Genomic DNA, 26,331 nt, shown 5'->3' with positions numbered 1-26,331 from the left:
AACAGATCGAATCAAATTAGCAATGGAACAACAATCGTTAAATGTAGCTTAATTAAATCGGTTTTCTATTTTTAAAAAGCTTATAAACCATCAAGGAGCTACTTTACGCATTTTTAAAAACGTTAATTATGAAATTGATTCAATTAAGTAAACGTAACTTCTAATTTTTAACGCATTAAACTATTTCTAACTAGAAACTTACCGTTAAATCGAATAGGTATACCCACTCCATCTTTTTCCGCATGAATATGTAAATGAGGTTCGCTTGTATTCCCCGAATTCCCTACTTTACCAAGCCTTTCCCCTTCTTGCACAACATCATTTGGATTTACTGTTACGCTGCCTTTTTGCATATGAGCTAAATAGAGAATCGCATCGGTATTTTCACAAGATAGTGCCACATAGTTTCCTGTAGCATTTTCCGAGTCCGCTTCTGGTGGTGCAAAATCAGGCAACTCATTTTCTGATTCCAGCACTTTTGCATTGCATGGACTAAATAGATCGTCTTCATAGATTTGGTATTTTTCGAGCTCCTTAGGATACAGCCCATTTGCCCGAATTCCTAAGTCATTTAGTTTCAAAATGTCCAATGCATACTTTTGAGGTGCATATTCCTGATGATAGTTCATGAGAAAGCTATTGCCCCCTTGTCCTACGTAGTATGTACCATCCTTCAAAGGGAAAGTTAATTCGATTGCTGGATCATCAGTAGTATAACTTGTAAAGATAAGGTAGTTATAAGAGCCAAATACCACTATGAGTACTATCGAGATTCCCACCGAAAACTTTTGATGGCGATTAAACTTCTCTCTAAAAGGCAACCCCCTTACCTTTTTCCACGAAACAAACAATACGGCAATAAGTAAAGCCGCTAATAGAAAACGCCAATAGTAACCAATCCAACTCCAATTGCCAGACTGAAATAACCAAGCGATAACGAACGTGGTCGAAGTTGCGTCCAAAATCCATTCTAACTTACTTTTAAAAGCGGCTTTCCAAGTTGTGAATAACAAGACAACTGGTAAACCAATTAGTATACCTAGTGCCATAACGATTGGTAGTACCACAAATATTCTCCCCCTATTCGATCATTTTTTCTTCTTTATAAATTCATTACTAATCCTGTACATGATTCATTAGTTTTCTATCCATCTATTACTGTTACGTTCAAGGGGTTGAATAGTTCCAGCTTTCTTACCAATCGGTTTTCCATTTTAATAATTCACGCTTAAAGTAAATCAAACTACTTCAATACATAATGGTAAAATCATATAAAAAGGGACACGAAAGCTAGCGCCAAGAAATGGTTTTGGCACCTGCTTTTTTGGTATCAGGAAACCGTTTAGCTTGTATACACGACCTTTACCGTGTGGCTAACCGACATAATACTAGTAGAACCTTTAAGGAATTCAAGCACTTTGAAGGTTTTGTCCGACTTAATCGGTATAATATGGAGAGATAAATGAAGTTTCATATTCAACAAACGGGTAGAAAAACGACTATAGAAAACTGTCGCTTTGCGTTCCAAGCAATGGAGTGTATTAACTATAACTTGTCCATTCAACAATCGACGGGCATTTAGTTGAACATGCTAAACAACTACATAGGAGTGAAAATATGATTATTTTTGCAATAATAGGATTTTATTTAATGCCTGTCTTGTGCATTATATTTTGCTTGAATTTGGTTTCTATATTGAAAAAGATCAAACACCAAGAAAAAACTACGGTTAATACTTTTTGGCTAACGATATCCTTTACTCTTATTATGTGGAGCATCTCAATGCTACCAGCAGCTTTCACAAATTAGGTTATCAGGTGCGTTAAATGAATAAGGATCGTATTACAATCGGGCAATTTTGCTGAAGAGAAAGAGGGGCTTTTATGTTGATAACAAAAGTAATTACATCAGAAGAAGACTTGGAAATGGCATTTGCGATTCGAAAAGAAGTATTTGTCGAGGAACAGAAAGTCCCTTTGGAGGATGAGTTTGACAAATTTGACACACTAGATGGGCTTAGCCAGCACATTTTAGTTTATTACAAGAATCAACCAGTTGGAACTGGTCGAGTACGTTGGGTTGATAATTTTGGAAAGTTAGAGCGAATTTGTGTTTTAGAGCCTTTCCGTTCATTCGGTCTTGGAAAAGTAATTATAAAAAAACTTGAAGAAATTTCAATAGAAAAAGAATTCCCCAATGTCAAACTACATGGTCAAACACACGCTGAAGGCTTCTATACAAAGCTGGGCTACACGACTTCATCACCTGTTTTTATGGAAGATGGTATCCCACATGTATTAATGACAAAAAAGTTGTCTGTATAAATTCAATGTTATAATTCAGTTATTATTGTTCTGTATTAAACAGTATAGAGAGGGCATGGATGAATTTCCCTCATAAGCCAAAGTGATTTTTATAATCCAAAAAAAGTATACATAATGCTTTGCTAATCGACGGCGAAGTGACATACTGGCAAATAGGTATTTTACATACACCCGAATAAAAAGATAGAAAGGTGATAAACGGAATGAAATACGCATTAGAAATAAAAGACTTGAAAAAAGTATATTCTGGGGGTGTCGAGGCTTTGCGTGGCATCGATTTGAAAGTGGAAGAAGGGGACTTCTACGCTCTCTTAGGTCCTAACGGCGCAGGCAAATCTACGACTATCGGGATTGTGACATCGCTCGTCAATAAGACATCGGGAAAAGTCAACGTCTTCGGCTATGATATGGACAAACAGTTAATGCAGGCCAAGATGCAGATCGGTCTCGTCCCTCAAGAATTCAACTTTAATCCTTTTGAAACGGTCCAGCAGATTGTGGTAAACCAAGCGGGTTATTACGGCGTGCCAAGAAAAGAGGCTTTGAAACGTAGTGAAAAGTACTTGAAGCAATCTGATTTATGGGAGAAAAGAAATGATCGCGCACGGATGCTCTCTGGAGGCATGAAACGTCGACTGATGATCTCACGCGCCTTAATGCATGAACCGCGTCTATTAATTCTTGATGAACCGACGGCCGGTGTGGACATCGAGTTGAGACGCGAGATGTGGGCGTTTCTGAAAGAGTTGAACGAAAACGGCACGACGATTATATTGACAACACATTATTTGGAAGAAGCGGAGATGTTATGCCGCAACATTGGTATCATTCAAAATGGAGAACTGATTGAAGATACGAGTATGAAATCATTGCTGGCCAAGATCCAGTATGAAACATTTATTTTAGATATCGAATCTTCAGGTAGTACGCCGGTGATCAAAGGCTATACCACCGAGCTACTGGACGAAACGACCCTTTCAGTAGAAGTCGCGCGTGATCAAGGAATCAACGAAGTGTTCCATCAACTGTCAGAACAAGGGGTTAAAGTGTTGTCCATGCGCAACAAGTCCAACCGATTAGAAGAGTTATTTTTAAAACTTACAGAAGAAACAGCGTAGTGGAGGGTGCTCATGTTTAAACTTTATTTAACTGCATTAAAAGGTCTAGCATATAAAGAAACGAACCGTTACCTTAGAATTTGGATTCAAACACTGGTCCCGCCAGTTATCACAACTTCCTTGTACTTTATCATCTTCGGGAATTTGATTGGAAAACGGATTGGTGAGATGGGCGGCTTCTCCTACATGGAGTTTATCGTCCCTGGACTGATTATGATGTCGGTCATCACGAGTTCCTACTCAAATGTCTCGTCATCCTTTTTCTCACAAAAGTTTCAAAAGAACATTGAAGAACTGTTGATTGCACCTGTACCGACGCATATCATTATTTGGGGCTTTGTGATCGGAGGACTAGGAAGAAGTATTCTTGTCGGGACACTCGTCACAATTATTTCCCTATTTTTTGTTCCGTTGCACGTCTATTCTTGGAGCATTGTCATCTTGACGCTTTTGTTGACGTCCATCTTGTTCTCTTTGGCAGGCCTGTTGAACGGCATTTTTGCGCAATCATTTGACGATGTGTCTATTGTTCCTACGTTCGTTCTTCAGCCATTGACTTACTTAGGCGGTGTGTTTTTCGCTATCTCGATGCTGCCCCCGTTTTGGCAGGTCGTATCGAAACTCAACCCGATTGTTTATATGGTATCTGGATTCCGATTCGGGTTCCTAGGTGTAATTGATGTTCCAGTTTTATTCTCTATTCTTATTTCGGCCTTCTTTGTCATTGCACTTTATGCAATCAATTGGAATTTGATTGAAAAAGGCCGTGGACTAAGAAGTTGATATCTATTGTGCTTTATCAATAAATCCTTATAAGCCGTGACAAATTCAAACCACCTTCCACATGGAAAGGTGGTTTTTTTACGGCGATTGCTAATTCGCTGAAGAATTGAGGTAGTCGACGGATGCTGATGTTATGGTATAGGTATCACTATGCGAAGTGAGGGAAGAGAATCGGATGAATTCAATTCGTTAGTAATTTGTTGATACATGAATGCTTGCATAGCCTTTGATTAAAAGTGAGTCTGATCACTCGACATTCTTAAATAGACAGATATTTCTCATAGGTAAAAGTACTAATTTCAACAGACTTTTCATCGCTTATACTTAAACTCTTCATATGCCTTTGGAAACTCCACATTACGAAAGCATGCATATTGGCTTGGGTCACATAGTAAATGAACCAGGGTAAGGATGGTAAATAATCATGTATCGCAATAATCACTTCGTTTGTCCCTGGAATTTTCCGAAATTCCATTCTACCTCGTTCATTGACAGATGGATTCATTAATACTCCACCAGAAATATAGTATAATGCCCTATCCTTTGAACTTCGCTCTTCTGAATACCGTAACTCCAATAAGGTGCGATCCCCTAGAAACCCAATTTTACAATTTAAATCTTCATCTACAGTCGTATGGATCCAAGGGTTTAAAAAGGTGGCTAACCATTTAACATAATAACGCGCTGTTTCATCAGCGCTCCACCGGGTTGGCAATTGAATGCGTTGTATTGAACGAACATCTTGTTTTAAGGGTCCTAGCCTTTTTTTAATAGAAAGTTTTTTTGCATCCTTCACTTCTGCACTCAATGCCTCTTTAGCTGCCACCAAAAAGGGTGTTTTTCCGTCACTAATTCCACTTACTCTATTTTCCGGGCGAACGACCATAGGATGCTTTAAACTTTCGATTAAAGGATAAACAATTTCTTTAGGTGTTTGCGTCACAAGTCGTAACCACAACCGAGAAAGTGTTAATGAAAAATAAGGAGCATCTATAAACTTTCGCTCTTTTCCAAGTGCTTCAGCGGTTTTTTGCATCATCGATTTATAAGTCATAATTTCTGGACCACCGATATCTATTGTGCGATTTTCAGTCTCTAAGTCCATAATAAGTGATGTTAATGATTTCAACACATCGGCTAATGCAACCGGTTGCGTGTGTGAGCGAGTCCATTTTGGTAAAACCATAACAGGTAAGCGATTGACCAGTTTTGTCAGTATTGGAAATGAGGATCCTTTGGGGCCGATAATTAGACCGGCACGTAGCGCGGTTACCGAGACATTGCGAGAGCGCAATACTCTCTCTACTTCAAGCCTGCTTTTCAAATGTCTAGATAAGTCCTTTTCATCCTCGTCCAGTATAATTCCGCCTAAGTAAACGATTTGTTTTATTCCTTGCCGACTTGCTGCTTGAGCAAAGTTATCGGCCAATATTACATCCATATCTTCAAAGCTACCTTGTGAAAGTCTAGCGGACTTCATCATCGAGTGAACGAGATAGACAGCTATATCAGCTCCTGCTAGCCCTTTTTCTGCATCTTTCATAGAAAACAAATCACACGACCGCCACTCGACATGCTCTGTATCTTGACGGCTATCTCCATTTCGTGACAAACCGATTACCTTAACTCGTCCCTTTAACTTTTTCAATAAATTTTGGCCAATATATCCGCTGGCTCCTGCGACAGCTACGACCATTTTCCTCTCACCCATTCTTAATCACTCCCTTTTTCTTCTAGTTATTTATTAAATACCCTTTAGAAAAATTAATAACCCTGTTAATAGATTATTGAACAACTTATCTACTTAAGTGCTGGTTGGAGTGTAAACAGGCGGTTCAAGGAGAATTATTGAAACATCAACCAATTCGTAAACCGTACGTAGTATTTGATGTTGAAAGCAATGGTTTGATATACATACTTAGATACGATATTCAATTCTATAATCTAACTAATACTGTCCTTTTATAAGCAATTCTTTCCCCAATAAAACAGATTTTTTTTCAACTTCAGGTTTTTCATCCTCACTCAAGCTTTCAAATTCGGCTGTTTTTGCTGAACCAATTGCCCTTCGAATGATTTCTAAACCTGCGTATTTATAAGAATCACTTATAATCCCTTTGAAGTAACTTTCAAGATAGCTTTTTGTTACCAGTTTACCTTTTCCATTTTCTCTACAAGAGGCAATTCCTTTATCGTTAAATAAGTTCAACAAGTTCTCTATATGTCGATCTATAGAGTTTGAATAGGCACTCGTTTTCCCTACTTTACTAATGAGTAAATGAGCTAACACATTTCCAATATCGTAGGCAATCGGTCCAAACACTGCAAACTCAGAATCCAGGATTTTAATCTGATCATCTTTTATAAAGATTGAGCCGGAATGTAAATCACCATGAATGAGAGCTTCTTTATGGTTGATAAATTGATGTTTAAGTCTAAGTACTTCATCAATCACTTTTCTATCCGTGCGAAGTTCAGCTAGAATTGATTCCATTCCGACAGTATATTTATTGCCTGAGTGATTTGCATACGGATTGGTAAACACGAGTCTTTCGCTAATATCACACATTTCCGGATTGCTAAATTCACATTCGAGCTTTCTTTTTTCTTGGTAATCCATAAGTAAGGATGTCGAACGAAGAAGTGAATCTACAAAGAAATCATTGATTTGTTCAATATGATTTTCCTGAAGCACATTTGTATCATTTTCTGCCAATGCTTTTCTTAAGGGCAAGTAGTCTTTTAAGTCTTCCATCACCATAATAGAGTTTTCAGCATCATACTCAAACAGTTCAGGTATCAAATGTGGCGTCGATTGTCCGAAAAACTTCAAAGAATTGTATTCTATTTTCAAACGATTTACATCTAATGGATCATTTGAGGACCGATCAAACTTTCTTGCTTCTTTTATGATAATCGAAGTGTCTTGTGCTTGAACTCGGTACACATAGTTAATATTCCCATCACCAATTTCCTCGATTGCACTGCTTCCTGCCCCGATGCCTTTGTACTTTTCTAATAGTCGATTGAAGTGGCTATTATCTATCAATGATTGGCCTCCTAATAGAATTCATCGAACCCTTGCTTGTAGTAATCCTCTAAATTATACGGTGAATAAATCCCATTATCCGTTACGACTGCACTTACTAAATGAGCTGGCGTCGTATCAAATGACGGATAAATTCCTTTAACATCAGGCTTGGTGTTTTTCACACCATTAACAATTAACAGCTCGTTAACATCTCGGTACTCAATTTCAATATCTTTTGAAGTACGAACGTTTTTATCGGGTATTCCCGTCACAAAATAAGGGATTCCATAATGCTTTGCGATGATTGCAACTTGCGATGTCCCAATTTTATTAATAACAGATCCATCCATACAAATTGTATCTGCTGCAGTAATAAATGCCTCAATCTCTTGGTTTTCAATCATTGAAGCAACCATATTGTCAGAGAATACATACGCATTGTGGCCTTGGTCGACAGCCACACTAGAAGTTAGTCTTGCGCCTTGGAAAAAAGGTCTCGTTTCAGAACAATATAAGTTAATCACCTGATTGTCTTTACTTGCATGTCTTAGAAGCATCGCAATATTGGTTTCTCCAAAACAATGGGTCAATATTTTCGTTTTTCCATTTAGCAATTCGTATAAGTTTTTGCCTACAGCGTCCATTTTTTTATATCTAGCGTTCAAAGTCCCAATTACATACCTAAAGATTTCATCAACAGGAGACGCATTTCTTTCGATAGCTCGTTGACCAACTTCAAAACACTTGCTCGTTACTTTTAGCATACGATTGCTTGTTGTCGGCCTTGCGTTACCAATTTCAGTAGCTGCTTTTCGTAAGAAGCTAACTTTGTCTTCCTCATCTTTTGCCTGGTAGGCGGCTAATGCCATCCCCATGCCAGCAGCAGTATACGGTCCTGCACTTTGAGTTACCATATCTCGGATTGCCTTTACGACCTCTTGATACGTTTTACAAATGACAAACTCCTTTTTAGATGGATAGACTCTTCGGTCCATAATCTTTACTTGTCCATCTTCATACCATGCAACATTTTCGTATTGGAGCAATTCTCCTAAACCTATATCTTGACGATTATCCATTCGGTATCACGTTCCCTTCAAGCTAAATAAAGAACTACTTACAAATCATAGCCATATTTTTCGCCCATCTTTTGAATCCCATCTCTAGGAACTAAGTTGGCTTTTCCAATGCTTCTTGCTTTGTGATAAATTTCAGCTGCGTCTTCAACATAAATTGCACGCGTTAAAACTTGCTCTAAGTCCTTGCCAGCTACTACTACGCCGTGATTTTCCAATAAGCACGCATTTCTATTTTCCAATGGTTGAAGCACACTATTCGGCAAATCATCCGTTCCAGGTAAACCAAATGGGGCTAGTGGTACATCTCCGCCTAAGTATGGAATCATTTCTACTAAAATGATTGGAATCCCTTCTCCAATGACCGAGAAACTTGTCGCATACGGTGAATGTGTGTGGTAAACCGCATTAAATCGGGGGTGATTTTTGTAAATACCCGCATGCAATCTCCATTCTGATGATGGAATTTTATCGCCATTCCTCACGTTGCCATCCAAATCCATTTCTACGATATCTTCCGCTGTCATAGCGTCGTATTCCAAATTACTCGGTGTAATATACAAAAGCTCTTTTTCTCTGTCATAGTAACTAACGTTCCCACTTGTTCCCGCCACTAGCTTTAACGCTGCACCCTTTTTAGCAATTCTACAAATCTCTTTTTTGCTATTCATTTTAAATCTCCTCGATTCGCTTTTCATTTCAAACCTGTACTACGATCATAACCTAATCCTTTGTGAATGATAAAGAAGATTTGTTTATTTATTCAGATAATCCGCTGTTCTGTTCGACCATTTGTTGAACGACTGATAACAATCATCTATAGTAAACATAGGAAGTGAAAATCGAGCTGGGAGGAATTTAAATGAAAAGAGCATTACTGAACATTGACTATACGTATGATTTTGTGGCGGAAGATGGAAAATTGACGTGCGGTGCACCGGGTCAAGAGTTATCGGGATATATCGCAAAATTAACTGAAGATTTTATCAATAATGACGAGTTCGTTGTATTTTCAATAGATATGCATACAGAAAATGATCCATATCACCCTGAAACGAAGAATTTTCCTCCTCATAATATCGTGAACACTTCAGGAAGAAATTTATTCGGAAAAACGAAAGACGTTTATGAAGCAAACAAACATAAAGCTAATGTCATTTGGCAAGATAAAACACGTTTCTCTGCGTTCACAGGAACCGATTTAGAAATCAAATTGCGTGAACGGGGGATTCAAGAAATTCACCTTGTTGGGGTTTGTACAGATATTTGTATTCTTCACACAGCTGTAGACGCCTATAATAATGGATTTAAAATCGTTGTTCACGAACAAGGCGTTGCCAGTTTCAACCAAGCTGGTCATGACTGGGCGTTAGGTCATTTCAAAAATACGCTTGGAGCAGAAGTTGTATAAGTAAGGCAAAATTCACGAATGAGGGAGACTAACGGGATGGCTAAAATTGGAATTTACGGATCTTCGTTCGATCCAATTACAAACGTACACCTATGGACTGCGAGTACGATAGCAAGCCGTTGCAAATTAGACAAAGTCATTTTCCTGCCCTGTTCAAATAAAAGAAGAGATAAAACGATGAACACAAAAGATGAACATCGTTGGAATATGGTTGAACTTGCCATTCAAAATAACGATAAATTCATTGCAGATCAATTCGAGATGCACCAAAATGCTTGGGACATCTCTACGTATGAAACGTTGAAACATTTTAAAAAGAAGTATAAAGATGACGAGATTTTCTTCATAATGGGCGCTGATCTATTAGTAGACATCGGCGCTGGAACTTGGGGATATACTGAGGAATTACTAAGGGAAAATAAGTTCATCGTAATGGCTCGCGAAGGTGTTAATATGCTTCAAGCGATTAGCAAATCCCCAGTTCTAAGAAACAATGATAACGGCGACACTTTTCAACTTCTCGATAAGGGATTATCTATGGAGATTAGTTCAACGTACATTCGAGAGGAGTTTTCGATGAACGGAGAACCAAGATATCTTTTACCCGACTCTTGCTATTCGTACATTAAGGAGAATAACTTGTATGCGGAGGAAAACTAGGTAGTTTGGTACGTAACTATCAATAATTACTAGCTGAGCTTCATTAACAAATTCAAAAGGGACTGAGTAAATGATGTCAGGAGATAACAAAATAACAAGAAAGAAAATATACTTGATCATTAGTTTGTTTCTCCTTATACTAACTGTTTTCCGAGTCAGTTGGATCTTCATTCATCAGATACCTGAACACCCACACCCTGAAAAAGGAGTCGTAGATCTTCGTGAATGGTCATTTACGGATGACCAAACGATTACTTTAGATGGGCAGTGGGAGTTTTACCCTTTCAAATTTGTGCAACCTTTACAAACCCGCTCCTCAAAAAGTGAATTCATCTCTATTCCGAGTGATTGGAAAAACAAGTTGCAAAGCGCTGATCCGATTGCGTCCTATGGGTATGGTACATATCGTTTAAAAGTTTTACTTCCGCCTGGGAATAAACAAATATACGGTCTTCGCATGAAGACTGTGACAACTGCATCTGCACTTTTTATCAACGGAACAGAAATTGCTAGACATAACGATCCTGTGAAATCTGCTACGAAAAAGGTTACTGAAGAAGGACCCTATTCGGCACTATTCAGTTCCGAAAGCAATGAAGTAGAAGTACTTTTGCATGTGTCCAACTATGAAATCCCCTTTTTTGGTGGGGTAACCGATAGCATAATGATTGGAACTGCAGCAGCCATCAACAAGGAGGATTCGTTTTCTAGTACCTTACAACTTATCGTAGCTATCCTTTCAATTGTGTATGCTCTGCATGCCTTCTTCATTTATTTCTTTAGTATAGATAAATATAGAAAAGAAGTCTTTTCACTTGGCCTTTTGCTTATTTTAAGTGCTTTTGCAAACTTAATTGATGATGACGTTGTTTTACAATTACCACTCTCTATGGAGTGGTCCAATAAATTATTATTGTTCATCTTTCTTAGTACGTTGTTAGCCCTGTTACAATTCATTAAAAACCTCTTTCACTTAAAATCTCGTACATATAAGTATTTGGTCGGTTTATATGGAACTTTGCTTTTAGGAATGATCCTTACACCCTTTGAAAAATATGAGTTTTTAGTGCTATTTCTGTTTGTATTTTATGCGTTTTCCATCGTTTTTTTGTTTTATCAAACAATAAAAGTGGTTCGAAACAACTCACTTGACGCAATTCTTATTTTATTGTTCATTTCTGCGTATACTTCCAATGTTTTTTGGGGAGCCGGAATAAAATTTGGTTTCTCTAACATTCCCTATTATCCGTTTGACTTTTTAATTGCAATTTTCGTAATTACAATACTTCTAATTAAAAGACATATTCGCATTGTAGATGAAAACAAAGTTCAAAAAAGAGAATTACAAAAAGCGGATAAATTGAAAGATGACTTTTTAGCGAATACATCTCATGAACTTAGAAATCCACTCCACGGTATACTAAATATTGCACAGGTGATCTTAGCAGATGACAACGACACTCTTTCCACAAACAATAAAAAGAGTCTAGAACTTCTTTCACAAGTCGCTCGACAAATGTCTTTCACTTTAAATGATTTGTTGGATAGTACTCGATTAGAAGGAAACCACATTCGCCTTCGTAAAGAAAATATAAGTATTCAAACTACGGCTTCTGGTGTTATCGATATGCTTCAATTTATGCTTGAAAGCAAACCAATCAATTTACGAATGGATATATCACCCGAATTTCCTGCAGTAGAAGCTGATGAAAATAGACTTACTCAGATTCTATTTAACTTATTGCACAATGCTGTTAAATTCACGCAAAAAGGCACAATATCCATTTATGCATCACACGATGATAAGGAAGCTACTATTTACGTGAAAGATTCAGGTATTGGAATCGACGACGCTATGCAACAACTGATTTTCAATCGCTATATTCAAAAGAGTTCAAGTTTGAACTCCACCGGTGGAGTTGGTATTGGTTTAGTAGTCACTAAGCAATTAGTAGAATTACATGAGGGTACAATTTCAGTAGAATCACAACCTGGAGAAGGTGCACTATTTTCCTTTACTCTGAGGTTAGCTTCTCAAGAACCTTCCTCTATACCAATGACTAAGTCATCTGAGAGCTCTCGAAGAATTGACAACGAACTCCTTTCTTCAAATGACAGTGTCTCTATCGAGGGTAAACCGCGTATTCTTATAATAGACGATGATTTTGTCAACTTACGTATTTTACGTCATTTGTTGCAGCGAACATATAACGTTACAGAAGCATCGAATGGAAAAGATGCACTGGTTATGATGGATAAGACGGTATATGATTTAGTAGTTTGTGACGTAATGATGCCAAATATGTCCGGTTATGAGTTCACACAACTTGTCCGAAAGAGATTTAGTATATCCGAATTACCTATTCTTTTATTAACTGCCCGTAGCCAACCCGAAGATATTGTTGCAGGATTTCTATCCGGTGCTAATGATTACGTATCTAAACCAATCGATGCACTGTCTCTACAATCGCGCGTTCAAGCACTGACTGATTTGAGACGATCTATTAAGGAACAAAACCGCATGGAAGCGGCATGGTTACAAGCTCAAATTCAGCCGCACTTTCTATTCAATACATTGAACTCCATTGCTTCTTTAGCTGAATTTGATACAACAAGAATGACTATGTTACTTCAAGAATTCGGGAATTATCTACGTCATAGTTTCGCAACACAAAATACACAGGATCTTATCCCTCTTTCCGATGAATTAATGCTGATTCGATCCTACTTATATATCGAACAAGAACGTTTTGGTGAACGAATTCTTGTTGAATGGGATACAGATTCTCTAGAAGGCAGATTAATTCCTCCTTTAGCAATCCAGACTGTTGTTGAAAATGCTGTCCGACACGGGTTGCTACAACAGTGTGAAGGCGGAACTGTTATCATTCAAACAAGAAACTATGCGACATATTATGAAATAATAATTCAAGATAACGGAGTAGGAATGGATGCTAGTAAAGTACAGATAGTCTTGCAAGATTCACCTCAAAATGGAATCGGTTTAGCAAACACCAATCGTCGACTAACTAAACTATTCAACAAAGGATTGCAAATTACTAGCCATCCAGGTAAAGGCACGACCGTTAAATTTGTAATTCCTTATCAATAAGTAACGCTCTAACTTTGTTGAAACAACTACCAAACTGTAAAAACAATTAAAAACAGCGAAGTATCCGATTAGACCGGTACTTCGCTGTTTTTATAAAGCTTTTAATCCTTAAATGGGTCAAACTCATTTGCACCGGCCATTGCGACGCCTACTGGTTTTAATACGTGAAGAACGTCAATCGTTTCTTCATGGGCATCTAACACGTCTTGTAACTTTCGGTAAACGAATGGACTTTCATCTGTTCCACCGCCGCGTAATTCCACTCCATACTTTTGAACGGCTTGGTCCATTTGCTCTTGAGTAATCTCTCCACCGCGTCTTTTTCGTGTTTTCCAGTTCATTTTCCCCGCTGCTTGAGTCCTACTCATAATCCGCCCCGCACCGTGTACGGTGCTATAAAATGCATCTGCATTCGCTTGATTGTCTTTCCCTTCTACAATAACGGAAATATCACCCATACTTCCTCCAATGAACCCCATTTGTCCTGGAGCTGAAGGCGTAGCACCTTTTCTAACGACGACGTACTCTTTGCCAAAATGACTCTCTTTCCATGCATAGTTATGGTGATTATGCACTTCAAACTCAGAGGTAGCACCCATTATCGAAAGGACTCGGTCTATTACATAATTTCTTCCTGCGTAGGCAAACTTCCCACTCATCTCCATTGCACGAAAATAGAGATCGCCAAGCTCGCTATCTAAATCGATAAGCGTAGGCGCTTGCTCCATACTTTCTCCTGGTGCACGATCCGAAAACTTTCGCCCATTGGCTAAGTTTAAAAATCCACTAGCTGTTTTATGACCCAAACCTCTGCTACCAAAGTGATTCGCAACCCAAACAGCATCTGTATCTTGCTCAACTAACAAATCGACATAATGATTCCCCGCTCCAACGGTCCCCAACTGATCTTTCGCTAATTTTTTTAGTTGGTCGTGTTCCTGCTTGCCAATTTCTTGATAAACAAGCCAGTCAGGATCGTCAAACAATTCATGATCCACTTTTTCTTTGTTTTTACGTCCTATTCCAAATGAAATAGTTGTAGAGATTTCATCCATTAAAAGCGGAAGATCTCTTTTAATGTCCTTCCACTTCAAATTCGTACGTACCGCCTTATTTCCACAAGCGATATCATAACCAACGCCTGACGGTGAAATTTGCCCATCGTATACAATAACGCCCCCGACAGGTTGACTGTATCCAAAATGACCATCCGCACAGAGTACTCCTCCGGCTACACGCCCTGATTTCAAACAATTCTCAAACTGACGCAGCGTATTCTCGTCATGAACGCCAAATACTTTCTTTTTCATGTTGGAATCACCCTTTCTAAATCCTTCAACGTTTTTACTCCTATTTCTATTATAGGCACAATCAATGTATGGTTGCTTTAAATTGAAATCAAAAACCTTCTTCTTTGTGCTGAGTTTTCACATTGTACATGGTTCGAATGAACTCGATGCACTTATTTTAATAAGTTTTGAAATATATACATATTTATCTATAGAATCGCATTAAAGCCTGTAACCGTTTACTTCCTTTTAGATTATGTATTTAAGTTGTGAATATGTAGTCAAATGCAAGTTTCCGACAAGTCTTTGTCCTCATCTAGGAAAAGAAGGGACTGCCAACTTCAATAATTAGTGTTAAAATATATATGCATGTACTTATAAAAAACAAACAATACTTAGCGTATTTGCTATGTCATTGATAACTATATAATTTTACATAATAAAGGAGGAAGATTTATGTTTAAGATATTGGTTTCAGATCCTATTAGCGATTTTGGATTACAACAATTGACAAATGCAAGTGATGTAGAAGTTATTAAGCAAACGGGACTTAGTGAAGATGAACTCATCTCGATAATTGGTGATTACGATGCACTCCTAGTACGCTCACAAACGAAAGTTACGGCAAACATTATGAAAGCCGGCGTAAAATTAAAAGTGATTGGCCGCGCAGGTGTTGGCGTTGATAACATCGATTTGGATGCAGCTACGAACCACGGAATCATCGTTATTAATGCACCTGATGGAAACACGATTACCACATGTGAGCATACATTTGCGATGATGATGGCTCTCGCTCGTCATATTCCGCAAGCTTATGTGAAAACCATTGATGGACAATGGGACCGTAAATCTTTTCTCGGTGTAGAATTGCGAAACAAAACACTTGGTGTATTTGGACTTGGTCGTATTGGAATCGAAGTTGCTAAGCGAGCAGCTGCATTTGGTATGAGTATTATAGGTTATGATCCATTCATGACAGAGGAACGCGCAAAAAAGTTGGGCATTAAACTTGCGAGTGTAGATGAAATCATCCGAGAAGCTGATTTTATGACCGTTCATACTCCACTCACATCTGAAACACGTCATATGATTAGTAAACCACAATTCGAAGTTATGAAAAAAGGGATGCGAATCATTAACTGTGCACGGGGTGGAATCATCGATGAACTTGCCCTAGTTGAAGCAATTGACGAAGGCATTGTTGCAGGAGCTGCTTTCGATGTATTTGAAAGTGAGCCACCAGCACCAGATCATCCATTTTTAAAACACCCGAAAGTTATTGTTACACCTCACTTAGGTGCTTCAACTTTAGAAGCCCAAGAAAATGTAGCGATTGACGTTTCAGAACAAGTTGTCCATATTTTACGTGACGAACCATTTAAGAACGCGGTGAATATGCCTTCGATTTCACCTGAATTGTTACATAAACTTCAACCTTACTTTAAGTTGTGTGAGCACCTCGGGAACTCCCTAGCTCAGATGACAGACGGTGCTGTACGCGAAGTAACCGTGGAGTGCGGAGGCGAATTAGCTGATTTAGATACGTCTCCATTAAGTGCATATGTACTTAAGGGAATCCTTTCTCACCACCTCGGTGCGGATGTGAATACGATCAATGCACTTCACATGGCAAAACAACGTGATATACAAATTATCTTTAAGAAATCTCTATTCTCTCAAAGTTCTTCCGATGAGATTACAATTCGTCTCAAGACAACAGAAGAAGAACGCTGGGTAACTGGATCTGCAGCTTACGGAGTCGGAGAACGTCTCATTCGAGTTGGCCCGTATCCAGTTGACATTTCACCACAAGGGAATTTGTTATTGATTTCTCATATGGATAAACCAGGATTAATCGGAAAAGTTGGTACTGCCCTTGGTGCGAACGGCGTGAACATTGCAAGCATGCAAGTAGGACGCCAAGAAATAGGCGGATCCGCAGTAATGATTTTAGTCGTAGACCGAAAAACACCTATAGACGTAATGAAGCAACTTCAAGAAATAGAGGATATTAAACGAATTCGTGAAATTAGCTTTAACTAAAACGTAGTCAAAAGTCTTTTCCGGTGTCGCCCAACTACAGGGCGGCCTCTTTTTCTTAACCTACCAATTGAGGAGTGAACATTTTGCAAAGAAACCGTCAATCTGTCTACAACTTTAACGCTGGACCCTCAGCACTTCCACTACCCGTTCTAGAAAAAGCACAACAAGAACTTGTCAATTTCCGTGGGACTGGAATGTCGATTATGGAGCTTAGCCACCGAAGTAAAGAATATGAAGAAGTGCATAATGAAGCGATTTCTCGTTTAAAAAGACTATTTTCTATTCCAGAAAACTATGAAGTTCTTTTCTTACAAGGTGGAGCCAGTCTCCAATTTTCTATGATCCCTATGAACTTTTTAACTCCTGAGCAAAAAGCGGGTTACATCATGACAGGTTCATGGTCTGAAAAAGCGTTTGATGAAGCGAAATTATTTGGTTCACCATATTCTGTTGCTAGTTCGAAAGAGAGTAAACACAACAAAGTACCTAAATTAGATGAGCTTACGTACAACGAAGACGACGCTTATGTACATCTGACTTCGAACAATACGATTTACGGTACTCAGTGGAAAGAGTTCCCGAACACTGGCGACGTTCCACTAATTGCAGACATGTCCAGCGACATCATGTCTAAGCCGGTCGATATAAGTAAATTTGCTCTTATTTATGCAGGCGCACAAAAAAATCTCGGACCGTCTGGAGTAACAGTTGTAATTATTCGTAAGGATCTTCTTGAAAAAGCGAATCAGGACATTCCAACGATGTTAAAATACACGACACATTCAAAAACCAACTCACTTTACCATACGCCACCAACGTTCGGCATCTACATGCTCGGTGAAGTACTTGGGTGGATTGAAGAGTTGGGTGGATTACCAGCGGTCGAGAAACAAAACGAAGAAAAAGCAAAGCTTATCTACGATGCGATTGATGAAAGCAAAGGCTTCTATTCAGGACATGCAGAACATGAAAGCCGCTCACTAATGAACATTACATTCAACCTCGCGAATGAAACGTTAGAAAAGAAATTTTTAGATGAAGCGAAAGAACAAGGATTTGTTGGTTTAAACGGCCATCGTTCAGTTGGTGGATGCCGTGCCTCTGCTTACAACTCGGTTCCTTTAGAAGCATGCCGTGCACTCAGCGAATTCATGGTTCAATTTCAAATAGACAACGAATAAATACAAACGGATTAGATTGTAGGAAGTAATTTCCTCGTCTAATCCATTTTTTATACCTATATTATTTCTTCTTTCCGCTAATCGTCCCATCGGTCGACATCTGCGCATTCAAATCGACAAAAAACAAGACAATTGTTGTATCTTCATTCGCGACTAGAGGCGGAAGTGGCTTATCTAAATCTGTTATCGCTTCTTGTTTACCTACCGTTAGATTTTGAATTGTTAGTTCTCCGTTCAGTACATAAAGAAACGGTGTGTAACCATCATACGTTGGGATTTCGAGCTCTTCTCCTTCTTCGGGATGTGCATCCAGTATATAAACGTTTTGCCTTACATAAAGCGGTGCACCACTTCCTTCTGGTCCCGCCATGACATGCCACTCTCGGTTATCTGTCGGCTTATCGTAAAATTGAATTGCTGGAGGAAGGTCTGTTTCGGCTGGTCGAACGAATATTTGAAGCATTTCAACTTCGTCTTCTTTCACTTTTTCTTCATGCCAGAAACCTTTCCCCGCATTCATCATCATTAGTTTTCCGCGGGCAATTGGTGCTTCAAACCCCGCAGAATCCTTATGGTGTGTAACGCCTGAGTAAATATAGCTTAAGATTTCATCGTTTATATGTTCGTGCATTTTAACCGTTAAGCCTTTTTTCATCACTGCATGATCGATGATAGCGAGCGGTCCAAATGCCGTATCTTTGGTTTTATCCCCTAATATGTCACCAGGTTGGACACGTGTAATGCTGAATGGCCCTCGAAATGGCTGTGCATGACTTCCTGCATTTAGCTTTTGCAACATCACAAACCCCTCCTTTTCATTAGCTAGAACAAAATCGACTTCCTTTCGGAGAGTCGACTTTGTTTGTTTCTTATTATTTTACTTGGATGTACTGTTCACCAAGAATGCTTTTCATTTCATACGTATCTTCTTGCAATTCTTTTTGTACGAATGCGTCTAACTCTGATTGTTCAATTGAAAAATACTCTTCAATTTCACGCGAGAATAACGTTTTTTCCTGTTGAAGCAATTGGCTTAGGTCCATAAGCTGTTTCGGCTTTAATGTTTCTGCTGGCAACAATTGTTGGAGTGCATTTGTATAGTCCTCTAGCGTTCTTGCACCAACAATTCGAGCACCTTTCTGCTCTTCGTTTACCATGACAATTGTTGGGAATCCACGAGCACCTAATTCACGAACGAGTTTAAAGTCTTCTTGTAAGGAAGCGTTGGCTTCAGGAAGCTTTGATAAACGAACAACTTCCTCTCCGTCCAGGCCAACCTGATTCACAAGATCAATTAATAGGTCGTCTTTTGCAATGTTTTTATTGAATGCAAAAAGTTCTTCTCTTGCACGACGTAAAAATACGTTGGCAAGTTCTGGACTCTTCTCCGAGATGACTTTATACACACGGGAAGGTATAAATGAAGACTCGATTGGGTCGTCATGCCACACTGTTCCATCGATTGGCATCCGTGAATGTTCACCCACTTCTCTCCAGTGACTCGCAACATCTGAAGGACTAGAAATGCCATTGCCCGCGTCTGCAAAGCCATCCCACTTTTCAAGTAAACCGCCCATAAGTGTATGCATTTTAAAATAATTTCCATACTGGTCGACAAACTTGCGAAGGACTGGTTCTAATGCCCAACAATGCGAACAAATTGGGTCGGTTATATAGTAAAGATCTACTTTCTTATTTGGGACTGAGAAATCAACGAATTCCATTGCATTCGCTTCTTCTTCACCTGCAGGTCCACAGACACCCGTTTCTAAATCACAAATCATGCTATTCTTCGTTTCCATTTACATTCCTCTTTTCATTAGTTTGTTATTTATTTGATGAAACTAGTTCAATATTATTTTGTGCCCATTCATGAACTGGTTGCAAAGCGATTGCGAGTTGTTGTCCTTTTTCAGTTAGATGATACGTAATTGAAATAGGCGTTCCTTCCGTTACTTTTTTTACAATCAAACCATAATCCGCTAGTTCAGTTAGTTTTAATGAAAGCGCACGAGGTGTAATATCAGTTAAATCACGTTTCATATGGGAAAAATGTGCCGTATACTCCGGACAATTCGATAAGTAATGAATAATCAATCCGTTCCAACGTCTCCCTAATATCTCGAAACACGATTCCAAATATGGACATATATTAATGGGTCTCACCTCCAACGATTAACTTAAGTGTAACTCGGTATACTTTATATATCAAGTATAAAGATTATACCAATAAAAAAAGTATTCAACATGGATCGGATACATCCACATTGAATACGTAACTGAGTGAACCGCTATTTAAAGTTGTACGATTATTTCGGTCTCATTTCCTTTAACCCGTATCTCATCGCGACGACAGCCGTCGTCAAGTTCAATAGGATTGCAAGCGCTAAAAATACCCACTTCAGTTTATCAGAAACATCAAGGACATTCGCTAACACTAAAAACGTACATCCGATTCCTAACATGATTATGTAGACATACAATTTCTTGAACAACACATGTCACCCCACTTAGATTCTACTCTCATTCTAGCATGAACAACCCATTAGGTTCAGACATTGCGCTCCTGTAATTCAAATTATTTGTGTCGTTGAGCAGTTAACACATTATGTTTCATTTCGATCACTTCTATTAATTTCTCATCAAGTACCTATTATTTAAATCTATGTCGAGTAAAAGGACCATACACTAAATAAAATACGGTATGGTCCTTTTATTGTAGATTAATGCATGAGAGGAGAATTGGTTTACTACAGTTATAAAACAGGTGAAAGAAGACGCGAAATTCCTTCTTTAAATCTAATTACCAACGACCTTTCAGCATAACGTTCCGGTGTAAGTTCTGAACTCAGCTCACTGTCATGCAAGAACAACGAGTGAAGCTGATTGGCTACTTTTTCATCATAGATAATTGCATTCACTTCGAAATTCAAATGGAAACTTCGCGAATCGATATTCATCGTCCCTACAGAGGCAACTTCTTCGTCAACTACGATTGTTTTTGCATGCAAGAACCCATTTTCATAGAGCAATATTTTGGCTCCATAGTTCAGTAAATCTCCTGCATGTGCCCATGTTGCCCAGTAGACAAAAGGATGATCAGGCATATTTGGTATCATAATGCGAACATCTACCCCGGATAATAATGCAATTTTGCAGGCATCCATAAAGCTTGTATCGGGAATAAAATAGGGCGTTTGGATAAAAACACTTTTTTTCGCTGACAAAATAAGTTTAATATACATATTCTTTAAATGTTCCGTCTGGGAATGGGGACCACTTGATACAATTTGGACAGGACTCGTTCCAAGTTGCTTTTTAGTTTGAAATGCATATTCTCCCCATTCACCAGGTTCGTTGTTCGCCGCCTGATGCCAATCGAGAATAAACTTTACTTGAATATGATTGACGGCCCCTCCAGTTATTCTAAGATGAGTGTCTCTCCAATAGCCAAACTTCTTATTCAAGCCCAGGTATTCATCTCCTACATTAAAGCCACCAATATATCCTATGTGACCGTCAATAATAACTAACTTTCGATGATTTCTATTGTTCACCCTAAAATTTATTAGTCGGAAAAGCGAGGGGAAGAATACTTCTACTTCACCGCCTGCTGCACGCAATTCATCATAAAACTTTGGAGATGTTTTCTTTGAACCAACTTCATCATACAAAAGGCGAACTTTCACCCCGGCTTTTGCTCTTTCAGTGAGTGCGTCTCGAATTCTTCTTCCCAAAGCATCTGGTTGGATAATGTAATATTGAATATTGATTTCCTTTTGTGCGGATTGGATATCCTCTACTAACGCATCAAATTTCTCATACCCATCATTAAAGATGGCGATGTCATTGTCATAGGATAATAAAGAATCTGCAGATCTAAGGTTCATCCGAATTAACTCCGTATTTTTCTTTAACAATGGTTCATTTTGAAAATTCTCCTCTGTTATGGACAAAAGTTGTTTATCCACCTCAGTATCAATCGTTTCTTTTTCTTCTGTTGTAAGCTTATAGAAGTTTTTCTGCTTTAAACTGCGGCCGAGAAATAGATAGATAAAAAAACCTAAAATAGGAATAAAAACTAATAACATTACCCAAGCCCACGTGTTTCCGACTTCCCGTCGTTCATAAAACAAGACACTTGCCAAAAAAAGAACGTTTAAAATAGTTATGATCGATACACTAATGGCCAATACATTCGTAATCTCCACTTCTCTCACCTTCCTTCGCGTTAATAAGCTATACCCTTTAATATAACATGCACTCCAAAAATAATGATAAGATTCTTATACGCCCATTTAAAACCGTTAAATTCATGAATCGTGTGAATGCATGGAACTATCTGTATTATAGTAATAACAAGCTTTTCTTAACACCAATATAAATGAATAGTAAAAGGAGAACCAACATTATGAGCAAAGTTGTTTTACAAGTTCTTGGTACCGCACAAGATGCTGGATTACCTCAGCCGAATTGTTATTGTGAAAATTGTAAAAGAGCAATTGAAAATCCGAATTTCAAGCGACTTGCGGCTTCTCTTGCTATTGTAATACCCACAAAAAAGCAATGGTATTTAATCGATGCTTCCCCTGATTTCAAAGAGCAGTTTCTTAATTTGCAGCTTGCACAGGGGTTGGAAGGTTGCGTTATGCAGGGTATTTTCCTTACACATGCACATATCGGTCATTATCCCGGACTCATATATTTAGGGAAAGAAGCCATGAATACAAATAAAGTACCTGTATTTACAGGTCCACTAATGAAGCACCTTCTAGAAACACATGCACCTTGGAAACAACTGACGACACTTGAAAATATTCAAATACATACACTGAAAAACGAGACACCTGTTGTTTTAGAAAATAATGTAGAGGTTACTCCAATAGAAGTACCTCATCGAAATGAATTTTCAGAAACATTCGGATTCTGGATTACTGGTCCATCGAAAAAAGTACTCTATATTCCTGATATTGATAGTTGGGATGAGTGGGATTTAGATGTATTAGAGGCGTGTAAGCAAGCTGATATTTGTTTGTTGGATGCTACATTTTATTCAGAAGATGACCTGGCTGACAGCGGGCGCAGTAAACGAGACTTAAGTGAAATCCCACATCCGTTTATTACCGATACAATTGAAAGACTTAAAAGCATTTCGGATACATGCTCAATTTATTTCACTCATTTTAATCATAGCAATCCCGCACTTAAACCAGATAGTGCTGAACGCAAATTCATAGAAAGTAATGGATTCCATATAGCTGAGGATGGGATGACATTTGTTCTGTGATATTCATCGTTGGACATACGTATTCCTTTAGAAGGGTGTTTACACTAATTTCTCAATGAATATCATCTCTAATTCAGATTACTTAGACTTTCAGGTAGCCGGCATGCTATATTTAATCAAACAGAATGGAGTGATTATTTGGTTAACTACGAAGTTTTCAGATCGCCTCAAGCGACTATATATGGACAAGATGCGTTTAATCGCGTGGGGACAGAAACGGCCCTTAGAGGAAAAAAAGCTCTACTAATTAGTGATAAAATAATTGAAAGTCTAGGCTACATAGATACGTGCGTTGAGCAGCTTAAAGAAGTGAATGTTCAATATGAAATCTACACAGGAGTGAATTTAGAACCAACCGATCAATATGTAGCAGAAGCGCTAGCCTTATTTATAGACACGAAGTGTGACGTCATCATTTCGCTTGGAGGTGGTAGCTGCATAGATACAGCGAAAGCGATTGCTGTCCTAGCTACAAATGGCGGCTATATAGGAGACTATATGGGTGGAGCGAAAAGCATCTTAAATTCTCCGGTACCCCATATCGCCATACCTACAACTGCAGGAACAGGCTCCGAAGTTACAGATGCAACCGTCATTACAAATACTAGTAACGATGAAAAAATGATGATTAAACAGCCGGAATTCATGCCCGCAGTTGCAATTGTTGACCCTATGCTTTCATTATCTTCTCCCCAATCGGTAACCGCCGCAACAGGTATCGATGCATTGAGTCATGCTGTCGAAGCCTATTTGTCTAAAAAGGCGCACCCGATGACCGATATCTTTGCACTGTCGGCAATTCGGTTAATTGCTGCAAACATCAGGATAGCTTATGAAAATCCAAATAATATCGCAGCAAGAGAAGCCATGTCTACAGGATCCATGTACGGCGGGATGGCATTTTCCAACGCTTCCGTCTGTCTAGTTCACGGAATGTCGCGCCCAATCGGAGCTCTTTTTCACGTACCCCACGGAGTCTCTAATGCAATGCTTTTACCGGCTGTACTTGAGTTCAGTAAAGGTCATTGCCAAGAAAGACTCGCCATGATTGGGCGAATATTTGCAGGTGAAAATACGGAAATGACCTTGGACGCGGCAGCAGACTTTGCCGTTGAGGAAATTAAAAGCCTCTGTCTAGACTTAAAGATTCCAAACTTAAAAAATTGGGGCATTGATCCGGAGAAGTTTGATAATGCAATTACTAAAATGGCTTCCGACGCTTTAAGAAGCGGTAGTCCCGACAATAACCCACGTGTCCCGAGTGCTGAAGAAATTAAAGAATTATACCGTATTTGCTATGACTATGATTTTTCTACTGTTAAAGCTTCTTCACAATATTGAAAACGAATTCGTTCACTGCATTTTCTATGTGAGCAGGTTAGTATGTTAAAAGATTATCGTGAACGTGTTATTACCACAGCCCAATCCTACTTAAAGGTGGAATGGCTGTGGTTTTTTTCAACTTCACTAACCTATTGATAATTAATCAAAACTTTTTAAGTACCTGGCCCGTCAAATAATTATAACGTGTTCGCGACATGTTGAAAATTAGAAAAGGTGAATTGTTTGTCATGACAAAAACGGATAAATTTAAGCTCTTAGAAGACTTTATTATAGAACATCGTGAGGCTCATTATCGCCTAGCATATAGTTATGTTAGAAATAAGGAAAATGCACTCGATATTGTACAAGATTCCATTTTAAAAGCGCTTAAATCAATTGATCGTCTTGAAGAAATCACCTATTTGAAAACGTGGTTTTATCGAATCATCGTCAATACATCCATTGACTTTATCAGAAAACATCAACGAGTTACGGTAATGAATGATGATGTCCTTAGTGCGCATTTTCCACAGTTAGCAGATGAAATGACCGATATGGATTTGCAAGAAGCTATTGATAAGCTCCCTTCGAAATATAAGACGCTTATCATTCTCCGATTTTTTGAGGATTTAAAAATTGACGAGATTGCAGCGATAACAAACCAAAATATCAATACGGTTAAAACTAGGCTATATAGCGCATTAAAAAAACTACGCATTGAAGTTGGAGAGGATTTTAGATTATGAAACGATTGAATAAGTTGAAAAAGGAATATGACAAGATAGACATACCTCCTGAGTTGGAAGATGTCGTAAGGAATTCAATTCGGCAGGCAAATGCGGAACAAAAGAAACGACCCGTTTTAAAACAATGGTCGATTGGGATTGCTGCTGCCACAGCTTTGTTTATTGGCAGTATCAACGTGAGCCCTGCAATGGCACAATCAATGGTGAATGTCCCATTATTGGGAACTATTGTCGAGGTTTTCACTGTGCAAAAATTAACTTTAGATCAAGAAACCTATCAAGCTGATATTGATACTCCTGCAATTAGTGGTTTAGAAAGTGATGAACTACAAGCTTCTTTGAATGAAAAATATATCGATGAAGATAAAACAGACTTCTCGCACTTCGAAGAAGAAATTGAGGAGATGAAAAAAGCAGGAGAGGGTCATCTCGGAGTTGACACCGGCTATGAAGTAATGACAGATACCGACCGTATTTTAGCGATTGCTCGCTATAAGGTAAATACCATCGGCTCCGCTTCAACAACTATGAAGTACGACACAATTGATAAACAGGAAAGTATATTAATTACACTGCCAAGTCTTTTTAAAGATGATCAATATATCGATGTAATTAGTTCCTATATAAGAGGTGAAATGAAGCGACGCATGGCGACAGATAAAGATGCTTCTTATTTCTTAGAAGATCAATTCACAGTAAACTTCGAAAAGATTAAGCCTTATCAAAACTTCTATATTACCTCGGATCATAAGCTTGTCATTTCATTCGACAAATATGAAGTAGCCCCAGGATACATGGGGGTTATTACATTCGAAATCCCGTCGGATATCCTAAGTGATTCATTGGTAAGTGACACCTATATTAAATGATCTCATCGTATTCCAAGTAGCAAACGCATTCACATGTTTGCTACTTTACATATTTCACGGAATTTAAATGTACCT

The 26,331-nt window shown here is 38.5% G+C and carries 23 protein-coding genes; 12 read left to right on the top strand and 11 right to left on the bottom strand.

Annotation, left to right across the window (positions count from 1 at the left end; all coding sequences use genetic code 11):
• Window positions 1-167: 167 nt before the first annotated feature.
• Complete coding sequence (locus tag ACXYMX_RS14215) at window positions 168-1,067, bottom strand: M23 family metallopeptidase (protein WP_459044912.1); 900 nt, start codon at window positions 1,065-1,067, stop codon at window positions 168-170.
• Window positions 1,068-1,883: 816 nt separating this feature from the next.
• On the opposite strand from ACXYMX_RS14215, the gene ACXYMX_RS14210 reads away from it, so the two are divergent.
• The 3 genes from ACXYMX_RS14210 (at window position 1,884) to ACXYMX_RS14200 (ending at window position 4,225) form a co-directional block, all read left to right on the top strand.
• Window positions 1,884-2,324 (top strand): GNAT family N-acetyltransferase, encoded by a 441-nt coding sequence (locus ACXYMX_RS14210; protein ID WP_459044911.1) that lies wholly within the window; start codon window positions 1,884-1,886, stop codon window positions 2,322-2,324.
• Between the two features lie 203 nt (window positions 2,325-2,527).
• Complete coding sequence (locus ACXYMX_RS14205; protein WP_459044910.1) at window positions 2,528-3,442, top strand: ABC transporter ATP-binding protein; 915 nt, start codon at window positions 2,528-2,530, stop codon at window positions 3,440-3,442.
• Window positions 3,443-3,454: 12 nt separating this feature from the next.
• Entirely contained in the window at window positions 3,455-4,225 is a 771-nt protein-coding gene (locus ACXYMX_RS14200; RefSeq protein WP_459044909.1) for an ABC transporter permease, read from the top strand.
• A gap of 259 nt (window positions 4,226-4,484) precedes the next feature.
• On the opposite strand, the gene ACXYMX_RS14195 is transcribed toward ACXYMX_RS14200, so the two are convergent.
• The 4 genes from ACXYMX_RS14195 to ACXYMX_RS14180 form a co-directional block, all read right to left on the bottom strand.
• Window positions 4,485-5,936: an NAD(P)H-binding protein gene (locus ACXYMX_RS14195; RefSeq protein ID WP_459044908.1), complete on the bottom strand. Its 1,452-nt coding sequence runs from the start codon at window positions 5,934-5,936 to the stop codon at window positions 4,485-4,487.
• Between the two features lie 237 nt (window positions 5,937-6,173).
• Complete coding sequence (mtnK, locus tag ACXYMX_RS14190; protein ID WP_459044907.1) at window positions 6,174-7,274, bottom strand: S-methyl-5-thioribose kinase; 1,101 nt, start codon at window positions 7,272-7,274, stop codon at window positions 6,174-6,176.
• An 11-nt stretch (window positions 7,275-7,285) separates the two neighbouring features.
• Complete coding sequence (locus ACXYMX_RS14185; protein WP_459044906.1) at window positions 7,286-8,335, bottom strand: s-methyl-5-thioribose-1-phosphate isomerase; 1,050 nt, start codon at window positions 8,333-8,335, stop codon at window positions 7,286-7,288.
• A 38-nt stretch (window positions 8,336-8,373) separates the two neighbouring features.
• Entirely contained in the window at window positions 8,374-9,003 is a 630-nt protein-coding gene (locus tag ACXYMX_RS14180) for a class II aldolase/adducin family protein (RefSeq protein WP_459044905.1), read from the bottom strand.
• Between the two features lie 191 nt (window positions 9,004-9,194).
• On the opposite strand from ACXYMX_RS14180, the gene ACXYMX_RS14175 reads away from it, so the two are divergent.
• The 3 genes from ACXYMX_RS14175 to ACXYMX_RS14165 all read left to right on the top strand — a co-directional run bounded on the left by ACXYMX_RS14175 (window position 9,195) and on the right by ACXYMX_RS14165 (window position 13,515).
• Window positions 9,195-9,743, top strand: coding sequence for a cysteine hydrolase family protein (locus ACXYMX_RS14175; RefSeq protein ID WP_459044904.1), 549 nt, complete (start codon window positions 9,195-9,197; stop codon window positions 9,741-9,743).
• Window positions 9,744-9,779: 36 nt separating this feature from the next.
• Window positions 9,780-10,403, top strand: a complete 624-nt coding sequence (gene nadD / locus ACXYMX_RS14170; RefSeq protein ID WP_459044903.1) for a nicotinate (nicotinamide) nucleotide adenylyltransferase — start codon at window positions 9,780-9,782, stop codon at window positions 10,401-10,403.
• A 70-nt stretch (window positions 10,404-10,473) separates the two neighbouring features.
• A complete protein-coding gene (locus ACXYMX_RS14165) occupies window positions 10,474-13,515 on the top strand; it encodes a hybrid sensor histidine kinase/response regulator (RefSeq protein WP_459044902.1) in 3,042 nt (1,013 codons plus the stop codon).
• Window positions 13,516-13,616: 101 nt separating this feature from the next.
• On the opposite strand, the gene ACXYMX_RS14160 is transcribed toward ACXYMX_RS14165, so the two are convergent.
• Complete coding sequence (locus tag ACXYMX_RS14160; protein ID WP_459044901.1) at window positions 13,617-14,825, bottom strand: RtcB family protein; 1,209 nt, start codon at window positions 14,823-14,825, stop codon at window positions 13,617-13,619.
• A 435-nt stretch (window positions 14,826-15,260) separates the two neighbouring features.
• On the opposite strand from ACXYMX_RS14160, the gene serA reads away from it, so the two are divergent.
• Together serA and serC are read left to right on the top strand one after the other, a co-directional pair.
• Window positions 15,261-16,850: a phosphoglycerate dehydrogenase gene (serA, locus tag ACXYMX_RS14155; RefSeq protein WP_459044900.1), complete on the top strand. Its 1,590-nt coding sequence runs from the start codon at window positions 15,261-15,263 to the stop codon at window positions 16,848-16,850.
• An 83-nt stretch (window positions 16,851-16,933) separates the two neighbouring features.
• A complete protein-coding gene (gene serC, locus ACXYMX_RS14150; protein ID WP_459044899.1) occupies window positions 16,934-18,031 on the top strand; it encodes a 3-phosphoserine/phosphohydroxythreonine transaminase in 1,098 nt (365 codons plus the stop codon).
• A 61-nt stretch (window positions 18,032-18,092) separates the two neighbouring features.
• Here the strand turns inward: serC and ACXYMX_RS14145 are convergent, their stop codons facing one another.
• The 5 genes from ACXYMX_RS14145 to cls form a co-directional block, all read right to left on the bottom strand.
• Window positions 18,093-18,830: a pirin family protein gene (locus tag ACXYMX_RS14145; RefSeq protein WP_459044898.1), complete on the bottom strand. Its 738-nt coding sequence runs from the start codon at window positions 18,828-18,830 to the stop codon at window positions 18,093-18,095.
• A 73-nt stretch (window positions 18,831-18,903) separates the two neighbouring features.
• A complete protein-coding gene (locus ACXYMX_RS14140; protein WP_459044897.1) occupies window positions 18,904-19,833 on the bottom strand; it encodes a DsbA family protein in 930 nt (309 codons plus the stop codon).
• A 25-nt stretch (window positions 19,834-19,858) separates the two neighbouring features.
• The gene (locus tag ACXYMX_RS14135; RefSeq protein ID WP_459044913.1) at window positions 19,859-20,188 is read right to left on the bottom strand and encodes a winged helix-turn-helix transcriptional regulator; all 330 of its coding nucleotides are present in this window, start codon (window positions 20,186-20,188) and stop codon (window positions 19,859-19,861) included.
• A gap of 152 nt (window positions 20,189-20,340) precedes the next feature.
• Window positions 20,341-20,529, bottom strand: coding sequence for a hypothetical protein (locus tag ACXYMX_RS14130; protein WP_459044896.1), 189 nt, complete (start codon window positions 20,527-20,529; stop codon window positions 20,341-20,343).
• A gap of 258 nt (window positions 20,530-20,787) precedes the next feature.
• Window positions 20,788-22,242 (bottom strand): cardiolipin synthase, encoded by a 1,455-nt coding sequence (cls, locus tag ACXYMX_RS14125; protein ID WP_459044895.1) that lies wholly within the window; start codon window positions 22,240-22,242, stop codon window positions 20,788-20,790.
• Between the two features lie 200 nt (window positions 22,243-22,442).
• On the opposite strand from cls, the gene ACXYMX_RS14120 reads away from it, so the two are divergent.
• The 4 genes from ACXYMX_RS14120 to ACXYMX_RS14105 all read left to right on the top strand — a co-directional run bounded on the left by ACXYMX_RS14120 (window position 22,443) and on the right by ACXYMX_RS14105 (window position 26,256).
• Entirely contained in the window at window positions 22,443-23,318 is an 876-nt protein-coding gene (locus ACXYMX_RS14120; protein WP_459044894.1) for an MBL fold metallo-hydrolase, read from the top strand.
• Between the two features lie 138 nt (window positions 23,319-23,456).
• On the top strand, window positions 23,457-24,659 hold the full coding sequence (locus tag ACXYMX_RS14115) for an iron-containing alcohol dehydrogenase (protein WP_459044893.1): 1,203 nt from the start codon (window positions 23,457-23,459) through the stop codon (window positions 24,657-24,659).
• Window positions 24,660-24,856: 197 nt separating this feature from the next.
• Window positions 24,857-25,387, top strand: a complete 531-nt coding sequence (locus ACXYMX_RS14110) for an RNA polymerase sigma factor (RefSeq protein WP_459044892.1) — start codon at window positions 24,857-24,859, stop codon at window positions 25,385-25,387.
• The gene (locus ACXYMX_RS14105; protein WP_459044891.1) at window positions 25,384-26,256 is read left to right on the top strand and encodes a DUF3298 domain-containing protein; all 873 of its coding nucleotides are present in this window, start codon (window positions 25,384-25,386) and stop codon (window positions 26,254-26,256) included. Before ACXYMX_RS14110 ends, ACXYMX_RS14105 begins: the two co-directional genes overlap by 4 nt.
• Window positions 26,257-26,331 lie beyond the last annotated feature (75 nt).

It is taken from the genome of Sporosarcina sp. CAU 1771 (assembly GCF_054482775.1).
Note: the sequence above shows the minus strand (reverse complement) of the source record. Positions and strands in the feature narration are given on the sequence as shown.